This window comes from Actinomadura scrupuli, from assembly GCF_050971785.1.
Classification (GTDB): Bacteria; Actinomycetota; Actinomycetes; order Streptosporangiales; family Streptosporangiaceae; genus Actinomadura_E; species Actinomadura_E scrupuli.
Genome location: NZ_JBPCCU010000003.1, coordinates 492,436 through 508,074, shown reverse-complemented (window position 1 = coordinate 508,074; position 15,639 = coordinate 492,436). Strand labels below are relative to the sequence as shown.

The following is a 15,639-nucleotide window of genomic DNA, read 5'->3' as shown; positions in this document are numbered from 1 at the left end:
ACACTGACGACCTGCCCCGGTCCCGTTCCCCACCCCACGTGGCCGGCGCCCGACCCGCTCCACCTCCGTGATCATGCAATCGTTCGACGAACGATTGCATGATCACGGAAGGGGTGGCAGAGCAGGGTCAGCGCTGGGTGAGCCCGGAGCCGGTCCAGCCGAACCGCGGCGGGCGGCGTTCCACGAACGCGCGCACCCCCTCCTCGAGGTCGCCGGCCGCGGCGGCCTCCCGGCGCCAGTGGGCCGCCTGCTCGTCGCCGAGCCGCCCGGCCGCGCTGAGGTCGACGAGATCCTTGGCGGCCCGCACGCTGAGCTGCGAGCGCGTGGCGACGGTACGGCAGAACTCGCGCACCCGGTCGTGCAGGGCCGGCGCGGGCAGCATCTCGTCGAGGAACCCGATCCGCAGGGCCTGGGCGGCTCCGATCAGGTCGGCCGAGAACAGCAGGTACTTGGCGGCGGACGGGCCGATCAGGCCCACCAGCCGGCGGGTCGTCGCGGCCGGGTAGACGATGCCGAGCTTGGCGGGCGTGATGCCGAACCTGGCGTCGTCGGCCGCGAAGCGCAGATCGCAGGCGGCCGCGAGCTGGCATCCTCCGCCCACGCAGTAGCCCTCGATCATCGCGATGCTCGGCTTCGGGAAGGCGGCGAGGGCCTCCTCCGCGACCACCGTCAGCTCGTCCCCCAGCCTGCCCAGGTCGGTGATGTCGGCCCCGGCGCAGAAGGTCCCGCCCGCGCCGGTGAGCACCATGACCCGTACGTCCGGATCGGCGGCGAGCCCGTCGAGCAGCCCGGGCAGCGCCCGCCACATCTCGGGCGTCATCGCGTTGCGCTTCTCCGGCCGGTTGATCCGTACGGTCGCCACCTGCTCGTGGATGGTCAGGTCCAGCATCGGGTCGGTCTCCTCATGCCGCCGGGCGGTACGGGCTCGGTGCCCGCTCGATGCCCGCGCGTGCTCAATGATGGCGGCCGCGGCGCCGCCGGCCACCGGCGGGCCAGTCGGGCGAGCGCCCCGAGGAGGACAGCACCGCCTGCCAGGGGTCGCCGGAGCCCAGCGGCAGGTGCGGCACGCCCCACGTCCAGGCCGCCACCAGCAGTTCGGCGTCGCGCGGCCGGTAGTCCCTGCCGAGCGCGCGGGCGAGGTCCCAGGCGTGCAGATGCCACTCGACGCAGGCGGCACCGGCGTGGTCGCCCACGGTGTACTTGGTGCCCCGGTGGATGAGGTGCGTGCGGTCCCAGGCGTCCGGGACGAGGTCGGCGTAGGCGCCCGCGGAGACCGTGAACGACATGATCCGCTCCGGGCCGGTCTCGGCCGGCAGCACCGCGAGCTCGGCCGCGTTCTGCCTGGCCTGCTGCCGGATCAGCACCGCCGACGCGGCGTTCTGGGCGAACAGCTTGGACAGCCGGCTGTCGGGGGCGTCCTGGAGGTACTCGAGGTAGTTCTCCGCGACGCAGCGCAGGTGACCGGCGAGGTCCAGGGCCTGCCAGTCGGGGCACGGGGTCGGCACGCTCCAGTCGGAGCACTCCGCGGCGAGCCCGCGGATGACCGCGACCCCGTCCCGGTAGGACTCCAGGACCCGATGACGGTCCGGTGGCGTGCGCTCCAAGTGTCTCCCCCCACGATCGGGTCACGGCCACCCTGCCATGCCCCTGCCGGGTCTTCCCGGCCTTTTACCCGGCTCGGCTCCCGCGCCGGGGCCCACCCCGGCCCCGGGGCGACGGCGACGACGGTCACCGCGCCCGAGCCGCGGGCACCGGGCGATGCCGCCACGGCGCGTACGTGAGTGGGTAGATTCTCAAAGTTCCGCGGCGGGTGCCACCCGGTGATGCTGTGTCCCGCGGCCTCGCCTGGGTCATCCCCCTGACCCACCGGGGAAACCGCCCGGGATCGGCCGCGACCGCCGGGCGCGTCGCCGGCCCGGGCCGGCCATGCCGCTCAGGGGCGCGGGGCGCCCCCGGCTGCCGTCACGCCCGCTCAACGGCGCGGGCCCGCCGGCGGTGCGGCCCCCGGTCAGGTACGGGCGACCGGGCGGTAGCTGAGCTTGTGCGCCTCCCGGGCGGTCCGCAGCCGGTCCACCTCGTCGGTCCAGGGCCGGACGTCCCACCGCGCCGCGGCCTTCCGCCGGGCGATCTCGGCCGGCCGCGCCGACTTGGGATCGTCCGAGGCGTAGGTCTTGGTGCCCATGGCGACCCGCTCGGACGCCTGCGCCGCGAGGATGGCGTCGGCGAAGGCCCGGTCCAGGGCGTTGGACAGCTCGCGCAGCTCCGCCGCCGGGCGGCCGGCGGCCTGCGCCCGCCGAAGCTCCTGCTCCGCGCCGGTGGCAGCCGTCAGCTTGTCGCCGTAGGTGCCGGCCAGCTCCTGGTCGGCGCTGTAGCGCTCTTGGACGTCCTTGTTGACCCGGCGGCCCAGCATTGGCGAGGTCCTTCCTCTCAGCGCACGAAAGGGGCTGGTCGCGGCCCCTGAAGGGCAAGAGTACGCCGGGTCGCCGTGTGTCACGACGCGGGTCACGACCTTTACGTAGTAAGGTCTCCCCATGTCACATCCCCGGGAGCCGCTCACCCGCGATCGGATCATCGACGCCGCGCTGCGCATCGTCGACGGCCAGGGCCTCAGCCGGCTGACCATGCGCCGGCTCGGCGACTCCCTCGAGGTGGAGGCGATGGCGATCTACCATCACCTTCCCCGGGGCAAGGAGGAACTGCTCGACGGGCTCGTCGAGCACGTCGCCGTGCATCCCGCGCCGCCGGGCGGCGCGGGCGCGGACTGGCGGCGGCGGCTGACCGGCTGGGCCGAGGGCTACCGGGATCGGCTGCTCGGCCACGCGGGCGTGCTCCCGCTGCTGGTGACCCGGCGCAACCCCGTGGCGCTGTCCACCACGGCCGCGTCCTTGCAGGAGGTGCTCCGGCAGGCCGGTCATCGTGAGGCCGCCGCGTCCACCGGGGCGCACGCCCTGCTGAGCTTCGTCATCGGCCACACGGCACTGGAGGTGCGGGGCCTGGCCGCCCGGCAGGCGGCCGACCCCGAGGGCACCGCCGACTGGGCCGACCGGTTCACCGCCGGGCTCGGCCTGGTCCTCGCCGGGCTCGCCGCCGCCCGCTGAGCGGCCCGCGTTCCCCCATGCCGGTGGGCCCAGACCGGCTGGTCAGCGGCTTGAACCCGGCGAAGGCGGGCAAAGGTCGCAGATTCGTTCCCGAATGGACGGCGTGTCGTTTCGGGAAGGTTATTGATCAGGGGGAGGCTGGGCACAACCAGCAGTGAGCGGGGTCACAGGACGGGGGTGCGATGGTGTCAGGACCAACATCGCCCCAACGGACTATTCCGCGCCGAGGCGAACCCCAGGACACTGGTGAACGTCCTAAGAGACAGACCGACAGCACATCCACGAGTAGTTGAGACCGGAGGCACACAGATGTGCCCGCACCAGCCGACCTGTCCCTCGTCCGACACGCACGATCGCGAGGCCGCACGCACGATCGCCTGCCACCCTGAGCAGGGGTGGAGCCTTCTGTGCAACGGCGTCGTCCTGTTCGACGACACAGGCGAGCTGCTGCCCAACGGGGGGATCATCGCACCGCACCGTCCCACGGACCTTCCGGCTCCGTCGGCGGCCTGACCGTCCGCCACGGGAGCGTGGCGGCCGATCACATCAGATGATCGTCTTCGGGGGCGTAGCCGCCTGCCTTGACACACCCGTCGCGGGCCCGCCGCACGGTCCCGGACCCGGCCGGTCAGCCCGCCGGCCGACCACCGGGCGGGCTCGCCCAGCGCCGTAGCCACGGCTCGACGACCACGCCGACCGCGGCCGGGTTCTTCGCCAGGTCGTGGCGCTCCCCCGGCAGCACCTCCACCCGGGTGGCGTCCGCGGCGTCGGGGATGCCGAACGGATCACGTTCGCCGCTGACCACCAGCACCTCCGCGCCCGGCCCGGCGCCGTCCCCCCTCGCCTCGCGCAGTTCGCCCGCCCGCGACCGCTCCGGCTTCCCCGGCGGGTGCAGCGGGAACGCCAGCGCCAGCACTCCCCTGGCTCCCGCCCGGCGGGCGGTACGGCAGGCCACCCGGGCGCCGTTGCTCCGCCCGCCCTGGATCAACGCGAGGTCACCGCACTTCTCCCGGAGCACGCCGATCACCTCGAGCCAGGCCTCGTCCTGCCGTGCCGCGTCGCCCGGGAACCGTCTGCCCGCCACCCGGAAGGGCTGCATCACCCGGGCCACCGCACCTCCCAGGGCCAGCGCCACGTCCCGTACCGCCAGCAGGTCCGCGGCCTCCACACCGCCGTTGGAGCCGTGCGTCAGCACCAGCAGGAAGCGCGGGTCCGCCGTCACGTCCAGCGTCACCTCGGCCGGCCCGAGCGCCGTCTGGATGTCCATCTCACCCACCGTAGCGATGCCGGTTACGTGATCGGCCAGCGGGCAGACTTGCCGGATGAGAACGATGACGGACGCGGAGTGGCGGGAGTTCGTGCTGGCCGGCACCCGGACCGGCAAGCTCGGCCTGACCCGCGCGGACGGCGCCCCGCACGTGACCCCCATCTGGTTCCTGCTGGACGGGGACGACCTGATCTTCACCACCGGCAAGACGAGCCTGAAGGGCAGGATCCTCGAACAGGACCGCCGCGTGTGCCTCTGCGTCGACGAGGAGAGACCGCCGTACTCCTTCGTGGTGATCCACGGCATGGCGTCGCTGTCGGAGGACCTGGGCGAGCTCAGGAAGTGGGCCACCGCCCTCGGGGGCCGCTACATGGGCCAGGACAAGGCCGAGGAGTTCGGCGCCCGCAACGCCGTCCCCGGCGAGTACCTCGCCCGGGTCCGGATCACCAAGGTCGTCGCGCAGCGCGACATCGCGGCCTGACCCGCCCCACCCCGACCCACCACCCGAGCCACCCACCCCGAGCCACTGAGCCGCCGGGCCGACTGCTCCGCCCTCCTCCCCACCTCCGTGATCATGTAATCGCTTGTCGAACGATTGCATGATCATGGAGGGGGCCTGGGGAGGCGCTCAGGGTGGCGGTAGTTAATGAATCGTGATTCAATAACTCCATGGCACGCCCCCGGAAGGTCAGTGACGAGCGGCTGCTCGCCGCCGCCGGCGAGGTCATAGGGCGGTTGGGGCCCTCCTTCACCCTCGCCGACATCGCCGCCGAGGCGGGCGTGGTGGCGGGCACGCTGGTGCAGCGGTTCGGCTCCAAGCACGGGCTGCTGGCCGCGTTGTCGCGGATCACCATCGAGGCGCTCCCGCGGACCGTCCGCGCCGCCGTCGAGGGGGTCGAGGACCCGGTGGAGGCACTGCGCCGCGGAGTGATCGAGCCGTACGCCGCGCTCGACGACCCCGCGAACGCCGCCAACAACCTGGCCCAGCTGGCCGTGGATTTCGCCGACGACGAGCTGCGCGGCCTGCTGGCGGAGGTCTACGCGGCGATCGAGGCCGAGGTGGCGGTCCTGGTGCGGCGCGCGGTCGCGACCGGCGCCCTGCCGGGGGCGCCACCGGTCCCCCAGGCCGCGCGCGTCCTCGCCGCGCTCGCCGACGGCAGCGCGATCCGCTGGTCGGTGCTGCCCGAGGGCGGCCTGCGCGAGCGGGTCCGGGCCGACGTCGACGGGGTGCTCGCGGCCTGGCGGCACCCCCGGCCTTCCTGACATCTCATCCCGGCACATTGGAGCAGCACATGAACCTCCCACTGCATGACACCATCGCGCTGGTCACCGGCGGCACCCGCGGCGCCGGACGGGCCATCGCCGTCGAGCTCGGCGCGGCCGGCGCGACCGTCTACGTCACCGGCCGCTCGACGCGGGCCGCGCGCAGCCCCGTGGACCGGCCGGAGACCATCGAGGACACCGCCGAGCTGGTGACCAAGGCCGGCGGGCACGGCATCGCCGTGCGCTGTGACCACATGGTCCCCGCCGACGTGGCGGAGCTGGTGGCCCGCATCGAGCGGGAGCAGGACGGCCGGCTGGACGTGCTCGTCGACGACACCTGGGGCGGCGAGCGGTGGATCGAGTGGAAGCCGATCTGGGAGCACGACCTGGGCAAGGGCCTGAACATGGTGCGCAACGGCCTGGAGACCCACCTGATCACCCTGCACACCGTGCTCCCTTTGCTGGTCCGGCGCGGCCGGGGCCTGGTCATCGAGCTCACCGACGGCGACGACATGTTCAACGACCGCTACCGCGGGTCGATGTTCTACGACCTGGTCAAGGTGGCCATCACCCGGATGGGCAAGATGCTCGCCGACGAGGTCGGCCCGCACGGGGTGACCTCGGTCGCGCTCACGCCCGGCTTCCTGCGCTCGGAGGAGATGCTGGAGCACTTCGGCGTCACCGAGGACCGGTGGCGGGACGGGATCGCCAAGGACAAGTGGTTCGCGATCTCCGAGACCCCGCACTACGTGGGCCGCGCGGTGGCCGCGCTCGCGGGGGACCCGGACGTGCGGCGCTGGTCCGGTAAGTCCCTGTCGGCCGGGGTGCTGGCCAAGGAGTACGGCTTCACCGACCTCGACGGCTCGCAGCCCGAGGCGACGCGGTTCTTCGCCGACGCCTTCTACGGTGACCACAAGGACGCCAAGGTGGAGGACTACCGCTGACCCGCGGCCCCCGGGCAGCGGCAGAGGGCGAGCAAGAACCACACCTCGCGCCCGTCCGGAGTGGCTCGCACGCCCCAGTCGTCCCCGCACAGCGCCGCGATCAGCGCCAGCCCGCGGCCGGTCTCCCGCAGGTCGTCCGGGTCGACGGGCTCGCCGTCGCCGAGCCGGGCCAGTGCCCGCATCTCGGCGACGGCACGCGGGTCGGGCACCGGGTGCCCCGTCACCGCGCCGAGTTCCCGGACCGCGCCGCGCAACCCGCCCCCGCCGTGTTCCACGATGACCCGGACCTTCTCCGCGGTGCCGTGCGTCGCGGCGTTGGTGGCCAGCTCGCAGAAGATCAGCACCGCCTCGTCCCGGACGGCGCACCGGACGGGCACCAGACCGCCCGCCCAGCGCCGCAGGCCCGGCACGGCGCCCGGCTCCGCCTCGAAGATCTGTTCTGACCGCATCGCCGGCCTCCTGTCCCGCGCCCCCGGCCGGGGGCGTCCGCCGCACCAGTGAACGCGGTGGACCGTGGATTGCGAACCCTCCGTGACGGGGACGGTACGTTCGGCGACTCCCCGGCAGGCGGGGAAATTCGCCGTTCCCGGCGGCGATGACCGCACCGGTCACCGCATCACGCCGGGATCTGGCCTTGGATGGAAGCCGGCGGGACACGGCGGCGAGCCGGAGGAGCGGGCGTGGCGTCACAGGCAAGCCTCAAACGGGAGATCGCGCGGCTGCGCGACGACCTGCGAGCCCAGGGCGGCACCTGGCGGGAGATCGCCTCGGTGATCGGCGCCCGGCACCGGGTGAACGCCCGGGTCGCCTTCCGGCTGGCGCACGGCTGGACGCAGCGCGAGGTCGCGGCCCGGTACAACGAGCGCTGGCCGGACGAACGCCCCAAGACCTTCAAGCACGTGTCGTACTGGGAGAACTGGAGTCTCGACGCCGCCCCGTGCGCCTCCGCCCGCACCCCGTCCTACCAGGACCTCGACCGGCTGGCGCGGCTGTACGAGTGCTCGGTCGCCGACCTGCTCGACGGCGCGGACCACAGCGCCCTGGACGCCAACTTCCGCGCGCGGGCTCTGGTCCCCCCGCTGCCGGTGACGCACGATGGGAGGGACGTCCCGTACGGCCGGGCCCGGGAAGGAGGCGATCCCACGAACCGCCGTGACGCCCTGAGGCTGAGTCTCGCGGCGGCGGTCACCCCGTACGCGCTGGAGCGCGTGCTGGGGGACGCGGCCGCCGAGGCCATGGAGTTCACCCGGCAGACCGGGGTCACCGGGGTCGGCTCCGGTGCGCTGGAGCATCTGGAGGCCGTCGTCACCGACCTCGACCGTTGCTACTACCGCGCTCCCCTGGCGGAGCAGTTCGCCGTGGCCCGCGCCTACCGGCAGCGGGTCCAGGAGCTGATCCAGGGCCGCCACACCCTCAAGGAGGGACGGCGGCTGTACGTCTACGCCGCCTGGCTGGACGAGGCGATGACCTGGCTGGCCCTCAACCTGGGCGACCGCCGGGCCGCGAAGGCCTACGCCCTCGACTGCTTCGAGCATGCCGACCAGGCCGGCCACGCCGAACTGCGCGCACTGGCAGTCGAGGCCCAGGCGGTCAGCGCCCAGTACGACAACGATCCCCGCACAGCTTTACTGGCGATCCAGCGGGGCATCGCGCTCACCCCGGCGTCACACCCGATGGCCGTGCGGCTCCGCGCCACGGCGGCCTGCGTCCACGCCCAACTGGGACAGCCGGAACCCACCGAGGAGATGATCCGCCAGGGCGAGCGGCTCTGTGACCGGCTTCCCACGCGAGTGTCGTTGCGCTTCACCGAGGACGACAGCACCGACCTGAGAGCCAGGCTGCATGATTACGCCGCCAGGTCGCACCTCCGTCTAGAGAACTTCGTGAAGGCGGAGGATTACGCCCGGTGTGCCCTTTCCGTACATGAGTCGGGACCGGCGGCCGAGGTCGCCCCGGGAAAGGGGGCCGGTAACCGGATGAATCTGGGGATCGCCTTGACCCGGCTCGGTGCACCCGAGGAGGCCGCCGCGCTCGGCAGGCAGGCGCTCGGGTCGGCGAGCAGGTTCCAGACCGTACGACTCCGCGCCCGTGAGCTGGACGACGCCCTCACCGGCAGGTACGCGCGGTTGCCGGAGGTACGGGAGTTCCACGAGCACTACCGCGAGCTGACCCGCGCGCCGTCCTAACCGAGGGCGGCGTCGGCCCTGGCGCGGGCGGCCCGGGCGATCAGCGGCAGCAGCCGTACCGGGTCCATGCGCGGTGCGGGCGCCTGGTTCGGGATGCGCACCTCCAGGAGGTAGCGCGCGGCCCGTACGACCACCACCCACTGCCAGACCGGGATCTCACCGGACCCGGTGACGAGGTACGCCCACGCGCCGGGAACCGGCGGCGGGAGCGCCCGGATCCCGCCGGTGTCGCCGCCTACGCCGGGGAGCTTCCCGCAGGACGCCGGTACGCGCGGGTCGCCGAGCGAGGCAAGCATCGGAGCGGGACCGGTGACGATCGCCTCGCTGAAGGTCAGGTGCGCCGTCTTCTCGTCCGAGAACGTCCGCCAGACCTGAGGCGTACGGCCGGTCGAGGGAGCCCGCCGGGGCCCGGGCGTCCGTCCGATCGAAGGCGTGCCCCCCGGTGCGGGCGTCCGCCCGGCCGCCGGGGGCCGCAGGCGCGGAGGGGCGTTCCGCAGCCGGGTCACCGCGAGCTGCACGCCCCGGGTGTTGAAGTCGCTCAGGACGGCGAAGGCCACGCCGGAGGTCCACCTGACGCACTCCGGCGGGCCGCCCAGCGGGCTGCTCACCTGCCGCATCGGGATGAACATCGAGCCCTGGGCGGCGGCGGGCATGGCGACCGTGGCGCCGGGCAGGTCCGGGGACTCCCTGGAGTCCTCGAACCGGGTCAGCAGTGCCGAGGTCAGCCGCGGGTCGCCGGCGCCGCCGGGGTTGGGCATCTCGCGGCCCTGGCCGGGACCCATGACGGTCGCCCGGAGCGTCGGGCCCGGATGGCCCGCCGTGCCGGACGCCCGCGGCGCGGCGGTCCCCGCCCGCACGCCCCCGCATCCCACGGCCAGGACCAGCACCACCGCGGTCACCGCCGCGTACATCGAGCGCCTCGTCACACCGCCATGATCCACCAGATGCACGGAGCGTTTTGCGTCTTTCCCACTGACTGCCTACGGTCAGGGACCGTGACCGCCAAGCATCCGCAGCCCGTGACCCTGACCGGCCGTACCGTCCGCCTGGAACCCCTCACCCTGGATCATCTGAGAGATCTGTTCGTGGCGGGTGGCCGGGACGAGGAGGTCTGGCGCTGGCAGGGCGGCCCCGCCCCGCGCGACGAGGGCGAGCTGGCGGAGCGGCTCCACTCCATCCTGGCCGGCGAATACGTCCCGTTCGCCGTCATCCACCGGGAGTCCGGGCGGGCCGTCGGCTGGACCACGTTCCTGGACATCGACACCGCCAACGAGCGGCTCGAGATCGGCTGGACCTGGTACGGGCGGGCCTACTGGCGCAGCGCCGTCAACACCGAGTGCAAGCTCCTGCTGCTGGCCCACGCCTTCGAGGATCTGGGCATGGGACGGGTCCAGCTCAAGACCGACCACCTGAACCTCCGCTCCCAGGCGGCGATCGCCCGGCTGGGCGCCCAGCGGGAAGGCGTCCTGCGGCGGCACCGCCGCCGCCCCGACGGCACCTGGCGCGACACCGTGTACTTCTCGATCCTCGTCACCGAGTGGCCCGAGGTCAGAGCCCGGTTGTCGGCCCGCGCGTAGCTCGCATGCCGTTGCTTGCCGCAGCCGTGCGGGTGCGCACTGTCCGATACAGGAGCGACACAAACCAGAGCACGGAAAGGAAATCTCCGATGTCTGAGATGCCGGAGCAGAAGCCGAACGTCGGCGACGAGACCGACGCGGGCGAGGCCTACGTAGCCCCCCTCTACCTGCGGGGGCTGCGAGCAGGTTTCCCTCCCGAGGAGATCGCTGACATCCTCGATGGGGGCCAGCAGGAAGAGCTGCTCTTCCTGGAAGATTAGGAACTGAGTCCGGCCCCCACGGGGGCCGGTCTTGTCTTTTTCGATGGGATGACCCGATCAAGGTGCCGAGGCGGGCTTGCGGTGCATGCGGTAGTGGAGCATGAGGAACGGCAGCCCGAAGACCGAGAAGGCATGCTCGGCCCGTAGTTCGCCGTCCTCCACGTAGACCTCCAGCTGCTCGGCGAAGCCGTGCACCGCCAGGGCGGTCAGGTCCCGGGACTGCGGATCTATGTAGGTCAGGTAGTGGCCAGGCTGGTCGAGGTCGCTGCGGCTGGTCAGGATCAGGCCCCCGCCGGCGCGGGCGCGCGGCAGGAGGGTCGCGGTGAAACTGGCCTGCGGGACGGGGAAGCCGACGCTGACGTATCCCCGGCCCTCGTGGCGGTAGGTGGTGTAGATGCCGACGTAGATCGGCTCGTCGGTGTCGGCGAAGGAGCGAATCCAGCCGCGGATCGGCGGGACGCCGTCCTGGCTGGAGGTGATGGTGTCGATCCGGCCGCGGACGCCGCGCTGTGCCTCGCGCTGGTTCATCGGGACGCTGGCCTGGCCGAGGGGGCGGGCCAGCAGCGTCCGGTAGAGCAGGTAGCCCGGCCGCACCCACAGCCGCCACCGCGGGACGATGTCGAGCGTGAACCGCGTCGTGTGCTCGTAGAACTCCCGGACCCGCGGATCGACCCGCGCCGGATCGAAGTCCGGGCCGCGCAGCTCGTCGAGCGAGGCGACGATGCCGACGTCGGCCGCGTCCTCGACGTACGTGCCGCCGAGCACCCCCGCCAGGTCCCGGACATAGCCAGTGCCGACGTACCGGCCGCGGGCCCCCAGCGGCACGACGAACGGCAGCTCCTCCGGCCGGACCCGCTCGGCCAGCAGGCTCACCTGCGGGTCCCGGAACAGCAGCGCCGCCAGCACCCGGTAGGACACCACCGTGGTGCTCGCCACCACCGACGCCGGCACCGGCCGCCGCCGGGCCAGGAATGCGGCGCCGACCGCCGCGCCGGCCAGCGGCCCCAGCGCCACCTTCTGCGGCCGTAGCGCCAGCGCGCCGGCGGCGGCACCGGTCACCGCACCGACCGCGAGGGGCCCGGCGCCGGTCAGGCGGCCGGCCGCCCAGCCGAGCGGAACGGCCAGCGCACCGCTGCTCGCGATCCGCGCCCAGAGCGCCGGGATCTGGCCGGGACGCTGCCGTGCCCGGGCCACCGCCTCCACGGCCCCCAGGGCGACGGCGCCGGCCGCCGCGCCCGCGAAGCCGGCCCGCACACCCCGGTGACCGGTCAGCGCGGCACCGGCCAGGCCGCCGAGGGCGGCGGCGAAGCCGATCTGCTGTGCCCGGCCGGGCCCCGACGAACGATCTTTTGCCACGTCCGAAACCTACCGTCCCGGCGTCGCGGCCCGCTTCGCCTCCCATCCGGAGGGTGGCTCGGCGAGGGCAGGACGGCTCATCCGCGCCCCGGGAGGCCCGTCACGGCGGAGGCGTGAGGCTCCACACGCGGAGTGTGCGGTCCCATCCCGCGGAGACGAGGACCGGCTGCCGGCCGAGTGCGGCGCAGGTCACGGCCTCCACACTGTCGGTGTGGCCGGTGAAGGGTGCGCCGAGGGGCTTGTGCGCGCCGAGGTCCCAGGCACGGATGCCGTTGTCGTCGCTTCCCGTGACGGCGACGGTGCGGCCGCCGACACGAGTGAGGGCGATCGTGAGGACGGAGTCGGTATGGCCGGTGAGCGGCCCGCCGATCGGCCGGCTCGTCGTCAGGTCCCAGACCCTGACGGTCCTGTCCTCCCCGGCGGAGACGGCGATGGGACGCCCGCCGAGCTGTCCGAGGGCGACGGCGGTGATGGTGCGGGTATGGCCGGTGAGCGGAGGGCCGAGGGGACGCCCGGAGGACAGGTCCCAGATGCGGATGGTTCTGTCCTCACCCGCGGAGGCGATGATCGGACGGCCGCCGAGCCGACCCAGGGCGAGGGAGTAGACGGAGTCCGTGTGACCGGTGAGCGGAGGCCCCAGGGGCCGGCCGGTGTCCAGATTCCATCGGCGGATGGTGTTGGTGAAGCCGCCGACGACGGCTATGTCCTGGCCGTCGAGCCGGCCGATCGCGCCGGTACGCGCCCAGTCGGTGTCACCGCCGATCGGAGGCCCGACGGATTGCCGGGAGGTGAGATCCCACAGGCGAACGGTGTTGTCCGCGCTTCCCGAGAGGGCGACAGGGCGGTCGTGCAGGTACCCCGTGGCGACGAAATAGACCTCTCGCGTGTGACCGGTGAGGGGCGGGCCGTCGGCACGGTGAGTGGTCAGATCCCACATCCGGATCGTCTTGTCGTGGCCACCGGAGAGGATGACGGATCTGCCGCCGACCTGGCCGGCGGCGACCGCGCCGACATGGTCGGTGTGCCCGGTGAGAGGGGCGCCGATCTCGGTTCCCCAGGGCAGGGGAGCCGATTCGGCCGGGCCCCGGGGGGCCGGTGGCCGCCGCCGCGCCGGTTCACCGGGCAGGACGGCCCACGTGAGCACCCCGGCCATGATCGCCACAGCCGTGACCACGGCGATGAAGATGAAACGCCGGGATCGTACCGATACAGCCGACTCTGCCGGTGCGGAGGGGAATGTGACTTTTTCCAAGCCGCCCTGCGCGGTCGGCCTTCCGGGCTCCTCGTGTACGCCCGCCGGTTCGAGGGGTTCACCCGCGGCGATCCGCATGGCCTCGTGGAGATCGGCTGGGCCCGGAGCGGCCTGGCCCATGACCGGTGGCGTGACGGCGCCGGCCCCTTCGAGACCCTGACGTACGGCCGTACGGCCGAGCAGGGTCAGCATGATGTCGGCGGCGGCCGGTCGCCGGCCGGGGTCCTTGGCCAGGCCGGCGCCGACCGCGTCGCGCAGCGGTGGCGGTAGGACCGTCAGGTCCGGCTCGTAGTGGAGTATCCGGTACATCACCGCGGGGACACTGTCGTTTCCGAAAGGGGGGACACCGGTCGCAGCGAACAAGATGGTCGCGGCCCACGAGAACAGATCGGTCGCCGGGGTGAGGGGCTGCCCGGAGATCTGCTCCGGCGACATGTACCCGGGCGTTCCCACCAGCCCGCTCGACTCCGAGGCGGCCGAGCCCAGCGCTCGAGCGATCCCGAAGTCGACCACTCGTGGCCCGTCCGGCCCGAGCAGGACGTTGCCGGGCTTGAAATCGCGGTGCACGATGCCGGCCTGGTGGATCGCCACGAGTGCGGTGGCCGTCCCGATCGCCAGACGTTCCAGTCCGCCTCGTTCGCGCGGTCCGTCGGTGACGACGGCCTCCTGGAGCGACACTCCCTCGACGAACTCGCTGACGATGTAGGGCCGGTCGGCGTTGAAATCACTGTCGATCACGCGGGCCACACAGAACTCCGCCACCCGCTTGACCGCCTCCACCTCGCGCAGAAAACGGCTGCGGGCCTTGTCGTCACCGGCCAGACGCGCCTGGAGCACCTTGACGGCGACTTTCCCGCCGGACGGGCCATTTCCCAGATAAACGATGCCCTGACCGCCCTCACCCAGGAATGCGGTCAGCCGGTACATCCCCAGCTGTGTCGGCTCATCCGCGCGCAACGGGCGGGAACCCGTCATGCGGCGACCTCCGGTGTCATCTCGTCTCGAATCGCCAGGACACGTAATGAACCGTAAGCCACTGACCGGCAGTTCGAGTAGCAGGCGGCCGATCGGGAGCTGCGGGGAGAAAATAAAGGGTTTCCGAATCCGGCGAGCCCTGCATTCCCAATAACCGACGAAGCGGACCAACAACGCTTATCGCTTCCGATTTCGGCGATATGCGAGGCTCTCGGCCGGAAGACACTTTCTTCCGGCCGCCGGAAGAGGCCAACCGGAACGCGCCTCGGGGGCCGGCCGCCGCCCTCCATCGCTCGGCGGGGGGCCCCGGCGCACCGGCGGATTCCGCTCCGGCGGTTGACTTAGAGCGCGCTCTAAGTGGTTGGCTGAGCCAATGGATTACGCACAGCTGGGACGGACGGGCCTCAAGGTGAGCCGGGTGGTCCTCGGGACGATGAACTTCGGCCCGCAGACCGACGAGGCCGACAGTCACGCCATCATGGATCAGGCGATCGACGCGGGTGTCAACTTCTTCGACACCGCCAACGTCTACGGCTGGGCCGCGAACAAGGGGCGCACCGAGGAGATCATCGGCAGCTGGTTCGCACAGGGCGGCGGACGCCGCGAGAAGACCGTGCTGGCCACCAAGGTCTACGCCAACATGGGCGCCGAGGGCGCGCCGTGGCCCAACGACGACAAGCTGTCCGCGCTGAACATCCGCCGCGCCGCCGAGGCCTCGCTCAAGCGCCTGGGCACCGACCACATCGACCTCTACCAGTTCCATCACATCGACAGGTCCACGCCCTGGGAGGAGATCTGGCAGGCGATCGACGTCCTCATCCAGCAGGGCAAGATCCTCTACGCGGGATCCTCCAACTTCCCGGGCTGGGCGATCGCCCGGGCCAACGAGACCGCCGCCCGCCGCGGCGCGGTCGGCCTGGTCAGCGAGCAGTGCCTGTACAACCTCGCCGAGCGCCGCGCCGAGATGGAGGTCATCCCGGCCGCGCAGGCGTACGGCCTGGGCGTCGTGCCGTGGTCACCGCTGCAGGGCGGCCTGCTGGGCGGCGTGCTGCGCAAGGAACGCGACGGCGGCGGCTCCCGCTCACTGGGCGGGCGCAGCAAGGAGGTCCTGGCCGACGAGGCCGGGCGGGCCCGGATCCAGGCCTACGAGGACCTGTGCGAGAAGCACGACCTGGAGCCGGGTGACGTCGGGCTGGCCTGGCTGCTCACCCGTCCCGGCGTGACCGGCCCGATCGTGGGCCCGCGGACCGCCGGCCAGCTGGAGTCGGCGTTGCGGGCCGTCGAGGTGAACCTCTCGGAGGAGTTCCTGGCGGCCCTCGACGAGATCTTCCCCGGGCCGGGGCCGGCACCCGAGGCCTTCGCCTGGTGAGTCCGGCCACCCGGGCCGGGTCTGATCCCGCCGGACCGGAGCGATGTTCGTATCCGAGAGCACTGCTCTTGCATTGCGGGATCGCAAGCGAG

17 protein-coding genes are annotated in these 15,639 nt (G+C 72.6%); 9 read left to right on the top strand and 8 right to left on the bottom strand.

Annotation, left to right across the window (positions count from 1 at the left end; genetic code table 11):
- Positions 1–127: 127 nt before the first annotated feature.
- The 3 genes from ACRYCC_RS16580 to ACRYCC_RS16570 form a co-directional block, all read right to left on the bottom strand.
- Positions 128–889 (bottom strand): enoyl-CoA hydratase/isomerase family protein, encoded by a 762-nt coding sequence (locus ACRYCC_RS16580; protein ID WP_433812988.1) that lies wholly within the window; start codon positions 887–889, stop codon positions 128–130.
- Between the two features lie 64 nt (positions 890–953).
- The gene (locus tag ACRYCC_RS16575; RefSeq protein WP_433812987.1) at positions 954–1,604 is read right to left on the bottom strand and encodes a maleylpyruvate isomerase N-terminal domain-containing protein; all 651 of its coding nucleotides are present in this window, start codon (positions 1,602–1,604) and stop codon (positions 954–956) included.
- A gap of 404 nt (positions 1,605–2,008) precedes the next feature.
- A complete protein-coding gene (locus ACRYCC_RS16570; protein ID WP_433812985.1) occupies positions 2,009–2,410 on the bottom strand; it encodes a plectin in 402 nt (133 codons plus the stop codon).
- A 121-nt stretch (positions 2,411–2,531) separates the two neighbouring features.
- Between ACRYCC_RS16570 and ACRYCC_RS16565 the strand changes: the two genes are divergently transcribed.
- Positions 2,532–3,098 carry a TetR/AcrR family transcriptional regulator gene (locus ACRYCC_RS16565; RefSeq protein WP_433812984.1) on the top strand — a complete coding sequence of 189 codons (567 nt, stop codon included), beginning with the start codon at positions 2,532–2,534 and terminating at the stop codon, positions 3,096–3,098.
- A gap of 309 nt (positions 3,099–3,407) precedes the next feature.
- The gene (locus ACRYCC_RS16560) at positions 3,408–3,611 is read left to right on the top strand and encodes a DUF5999 family protein (protein WP_433812982.1); all 204 of its coding nucleotides are present in this window, start codon (positions 3,408–3,410) and stop codon (positions 3,609–3,611) included.
- 115 nt (positions 3,612–3,726) lie between these two features.
- On the opposite strand, the gene ACRYCC_RS16555 is transcribed toward ACRYCC_RS16560, so the two are convergent.
- Positions 3,727–4,365, bottom strand: a complete 639-nt coding sequence (locus ACRYCC_RS16555) for an alpha/beta hydrolase family protein (RefSeq protein ID WP_433812980.1) — start codon at positions 4,363–4,365, stop codon at positions 3,727–3,729.
- 55 nt (positions 4,366–4,420) lie between these two features.
- Here ACRYCC_RS16555 and ACRYCC_RS16550 point away from each other — a divergent pair, with 55 nt between their 5' ends.
- The 3 genes from ACRYCC_RS16550 to ACRYCC_RS16540 all read left to right on the top strand — a co-directional run bounded on the left by ACRYCC_RS16550 (position 4,421) and on the right by ACRYCC_RS16540 (position 6,572).
- Entirely contained in the window at positions 4,421–4,846 is a 426-nt protein-coding gene (locus ACRYCC_RS16550) for a PPOX class F420-dependent oxidoreductase (RefSeq protein ID WP_433812979.1), read from the top strand.
- A 188-nt stretch (positions 4,847–5,034) separates the two neighbouring features.
- Positions 5,035–5,628, top strand: a complete 594-nt coding sequence (locus tag ACRYCC_RS16545) for a TetR/AcrR family transcriptional regulator (RefSeq protein ID WP_433812975.1) — start codon at positions 5,035–5,037, stop codon at positions 5,626–5,628.
- A gap of 29 nt (positions 5,629–5,657) precedes the next feature.
- The gene (locus ACRYCC_RS16540; protein WP_433812973.1) at positions 5,658–6,572 is read left to right on the top strand and encodes an SDR family oxidoreductase; all 915 of its coding nucleotides are present in this window, start codon (positions 5,658–5,660) and stop codon (positions 6,570–6,572) included.
- Here ACRYCC_RS16540 and ACRYCC_RS16535 read toward each other — a convergent pair.
- Positions 6,563–7,021, bottom strand: coding sequence for an ATP-binding protein (locus tag ACRYCC_RS16535; RefSeq protein WP_433812972.1), 459 nt, complete (start codon positions 7,019–7,021; stop codon positions 6,563–6,565). The two genes, ACRYCC_RS16540 and ACRYCC_RS16535, sit on opposite strands and share 10 nt — an antisense overlap.
- 231 nt (positions 7,022–7,252) lie before the next feature.
- On the opposite strand from ACRYCC_RS16535, the gene ACRYCC_RS16530 reads away from it, so the two are divergent.
- The gene (locus ACRYCC_RS16530; protein WP_433812970.1) at positions 7,253–8,758 is read left to right on the top strand and encodes a helix-turn-helix domain-containing protein; all 1,506 of its coding nucleotides are present in this window, start codon (positions 7,253–7,255) and stop codon (positions 8,756–8,758) included.
- Here the strand turns inward: ACRYCC_RS16530 and ACRYCC_RS16525 are convergent.
- Entirely contained in the window at positions 8,755–9,684 is a 930-nt protein-coding gene (locus ACRYCC_RS16525; RefSeq protein WP_433812969.1) for a hypothetical protein, read from the bottom strand. The two genes, ACRYCC_RS16530 and ACRYCC_RS16525, sit on opposite strands and share 4 nt — an antisense overlap.
- A 69-nt stretch (positions 9,685–9,753) precedes the next feature.
- Between ACRYCC_RS16525 and ACRYCC_RS16520 the strand changes: the two genes are divergently transcribed.
- A complete protein-coding gene (locus tag ACRYCC_RS16520) occupies positions 9,754–10,335 on the top strand; it encodes a GNAT family N-acetyltransferase (RefSeq protein WP_433812968.1) in 582 nt (193 codons plus the stop codon).
- 89 nt (positions 10,336–10,424) lie between these two features.
- Complete coding sequence (locus ACRYCC_RS16515) at positions 10,425–10,595, top strand: hypothetical protein (RefSeq protein ID WP_433812966.1); 171 nt, start codon at positions 10,425–10,427, stop codon at positions 10,593–10,595.
- Positions 10,596–10,652: 57 nt separating this feature from the next.
- On the opposite strand, the gene ACRYCC_RS16510 is transcribed toward ACRYCC_RS16515, so the two are convergent.
- On the bottom strand, positions 10,653–11,951 hold the full coding sequence (locus ACRYCC_RS16510; RefSeq protein ID WP_433812964.1) for a hypothetical protein: 1,299 nt from the start codon (positions 11,949–11,951) through the stop codon (positions 10,653–10,655).
- Positions 11,952–12,051: 100 nt separating this feature from the next.
- Positions 12,052–14,178, bottom strand: a complete 2,127-nt coding sequence (locus ACRYCC_RS16505) for a WD40 repeat domain-containing serine/threonine protein kinase (RefSeq protein ID WP_433812963.1) — start codon at positions 14,176–14,178, stop codon at positions 12,052–12,054.
- 373 nt (positions 14,179–14,551) lie between these two features.
- Between ACRYCC_RS16505 and ACRYCC_RS16500 the strand changes: the two genes are divergently transcribed.
- Positions 14,552–15,547, top strand: coding sequence for an aldo/keto reductase (locus tag ACRYCC_RS16500; RefSeq protein ID WP_433812961.1), 996 nt, complete (start codon positions 14,552–14,554; stop codon positions 15,545–15,547).
- Positions 15,548–15,639: the final 92 nt, after the last annotated feature.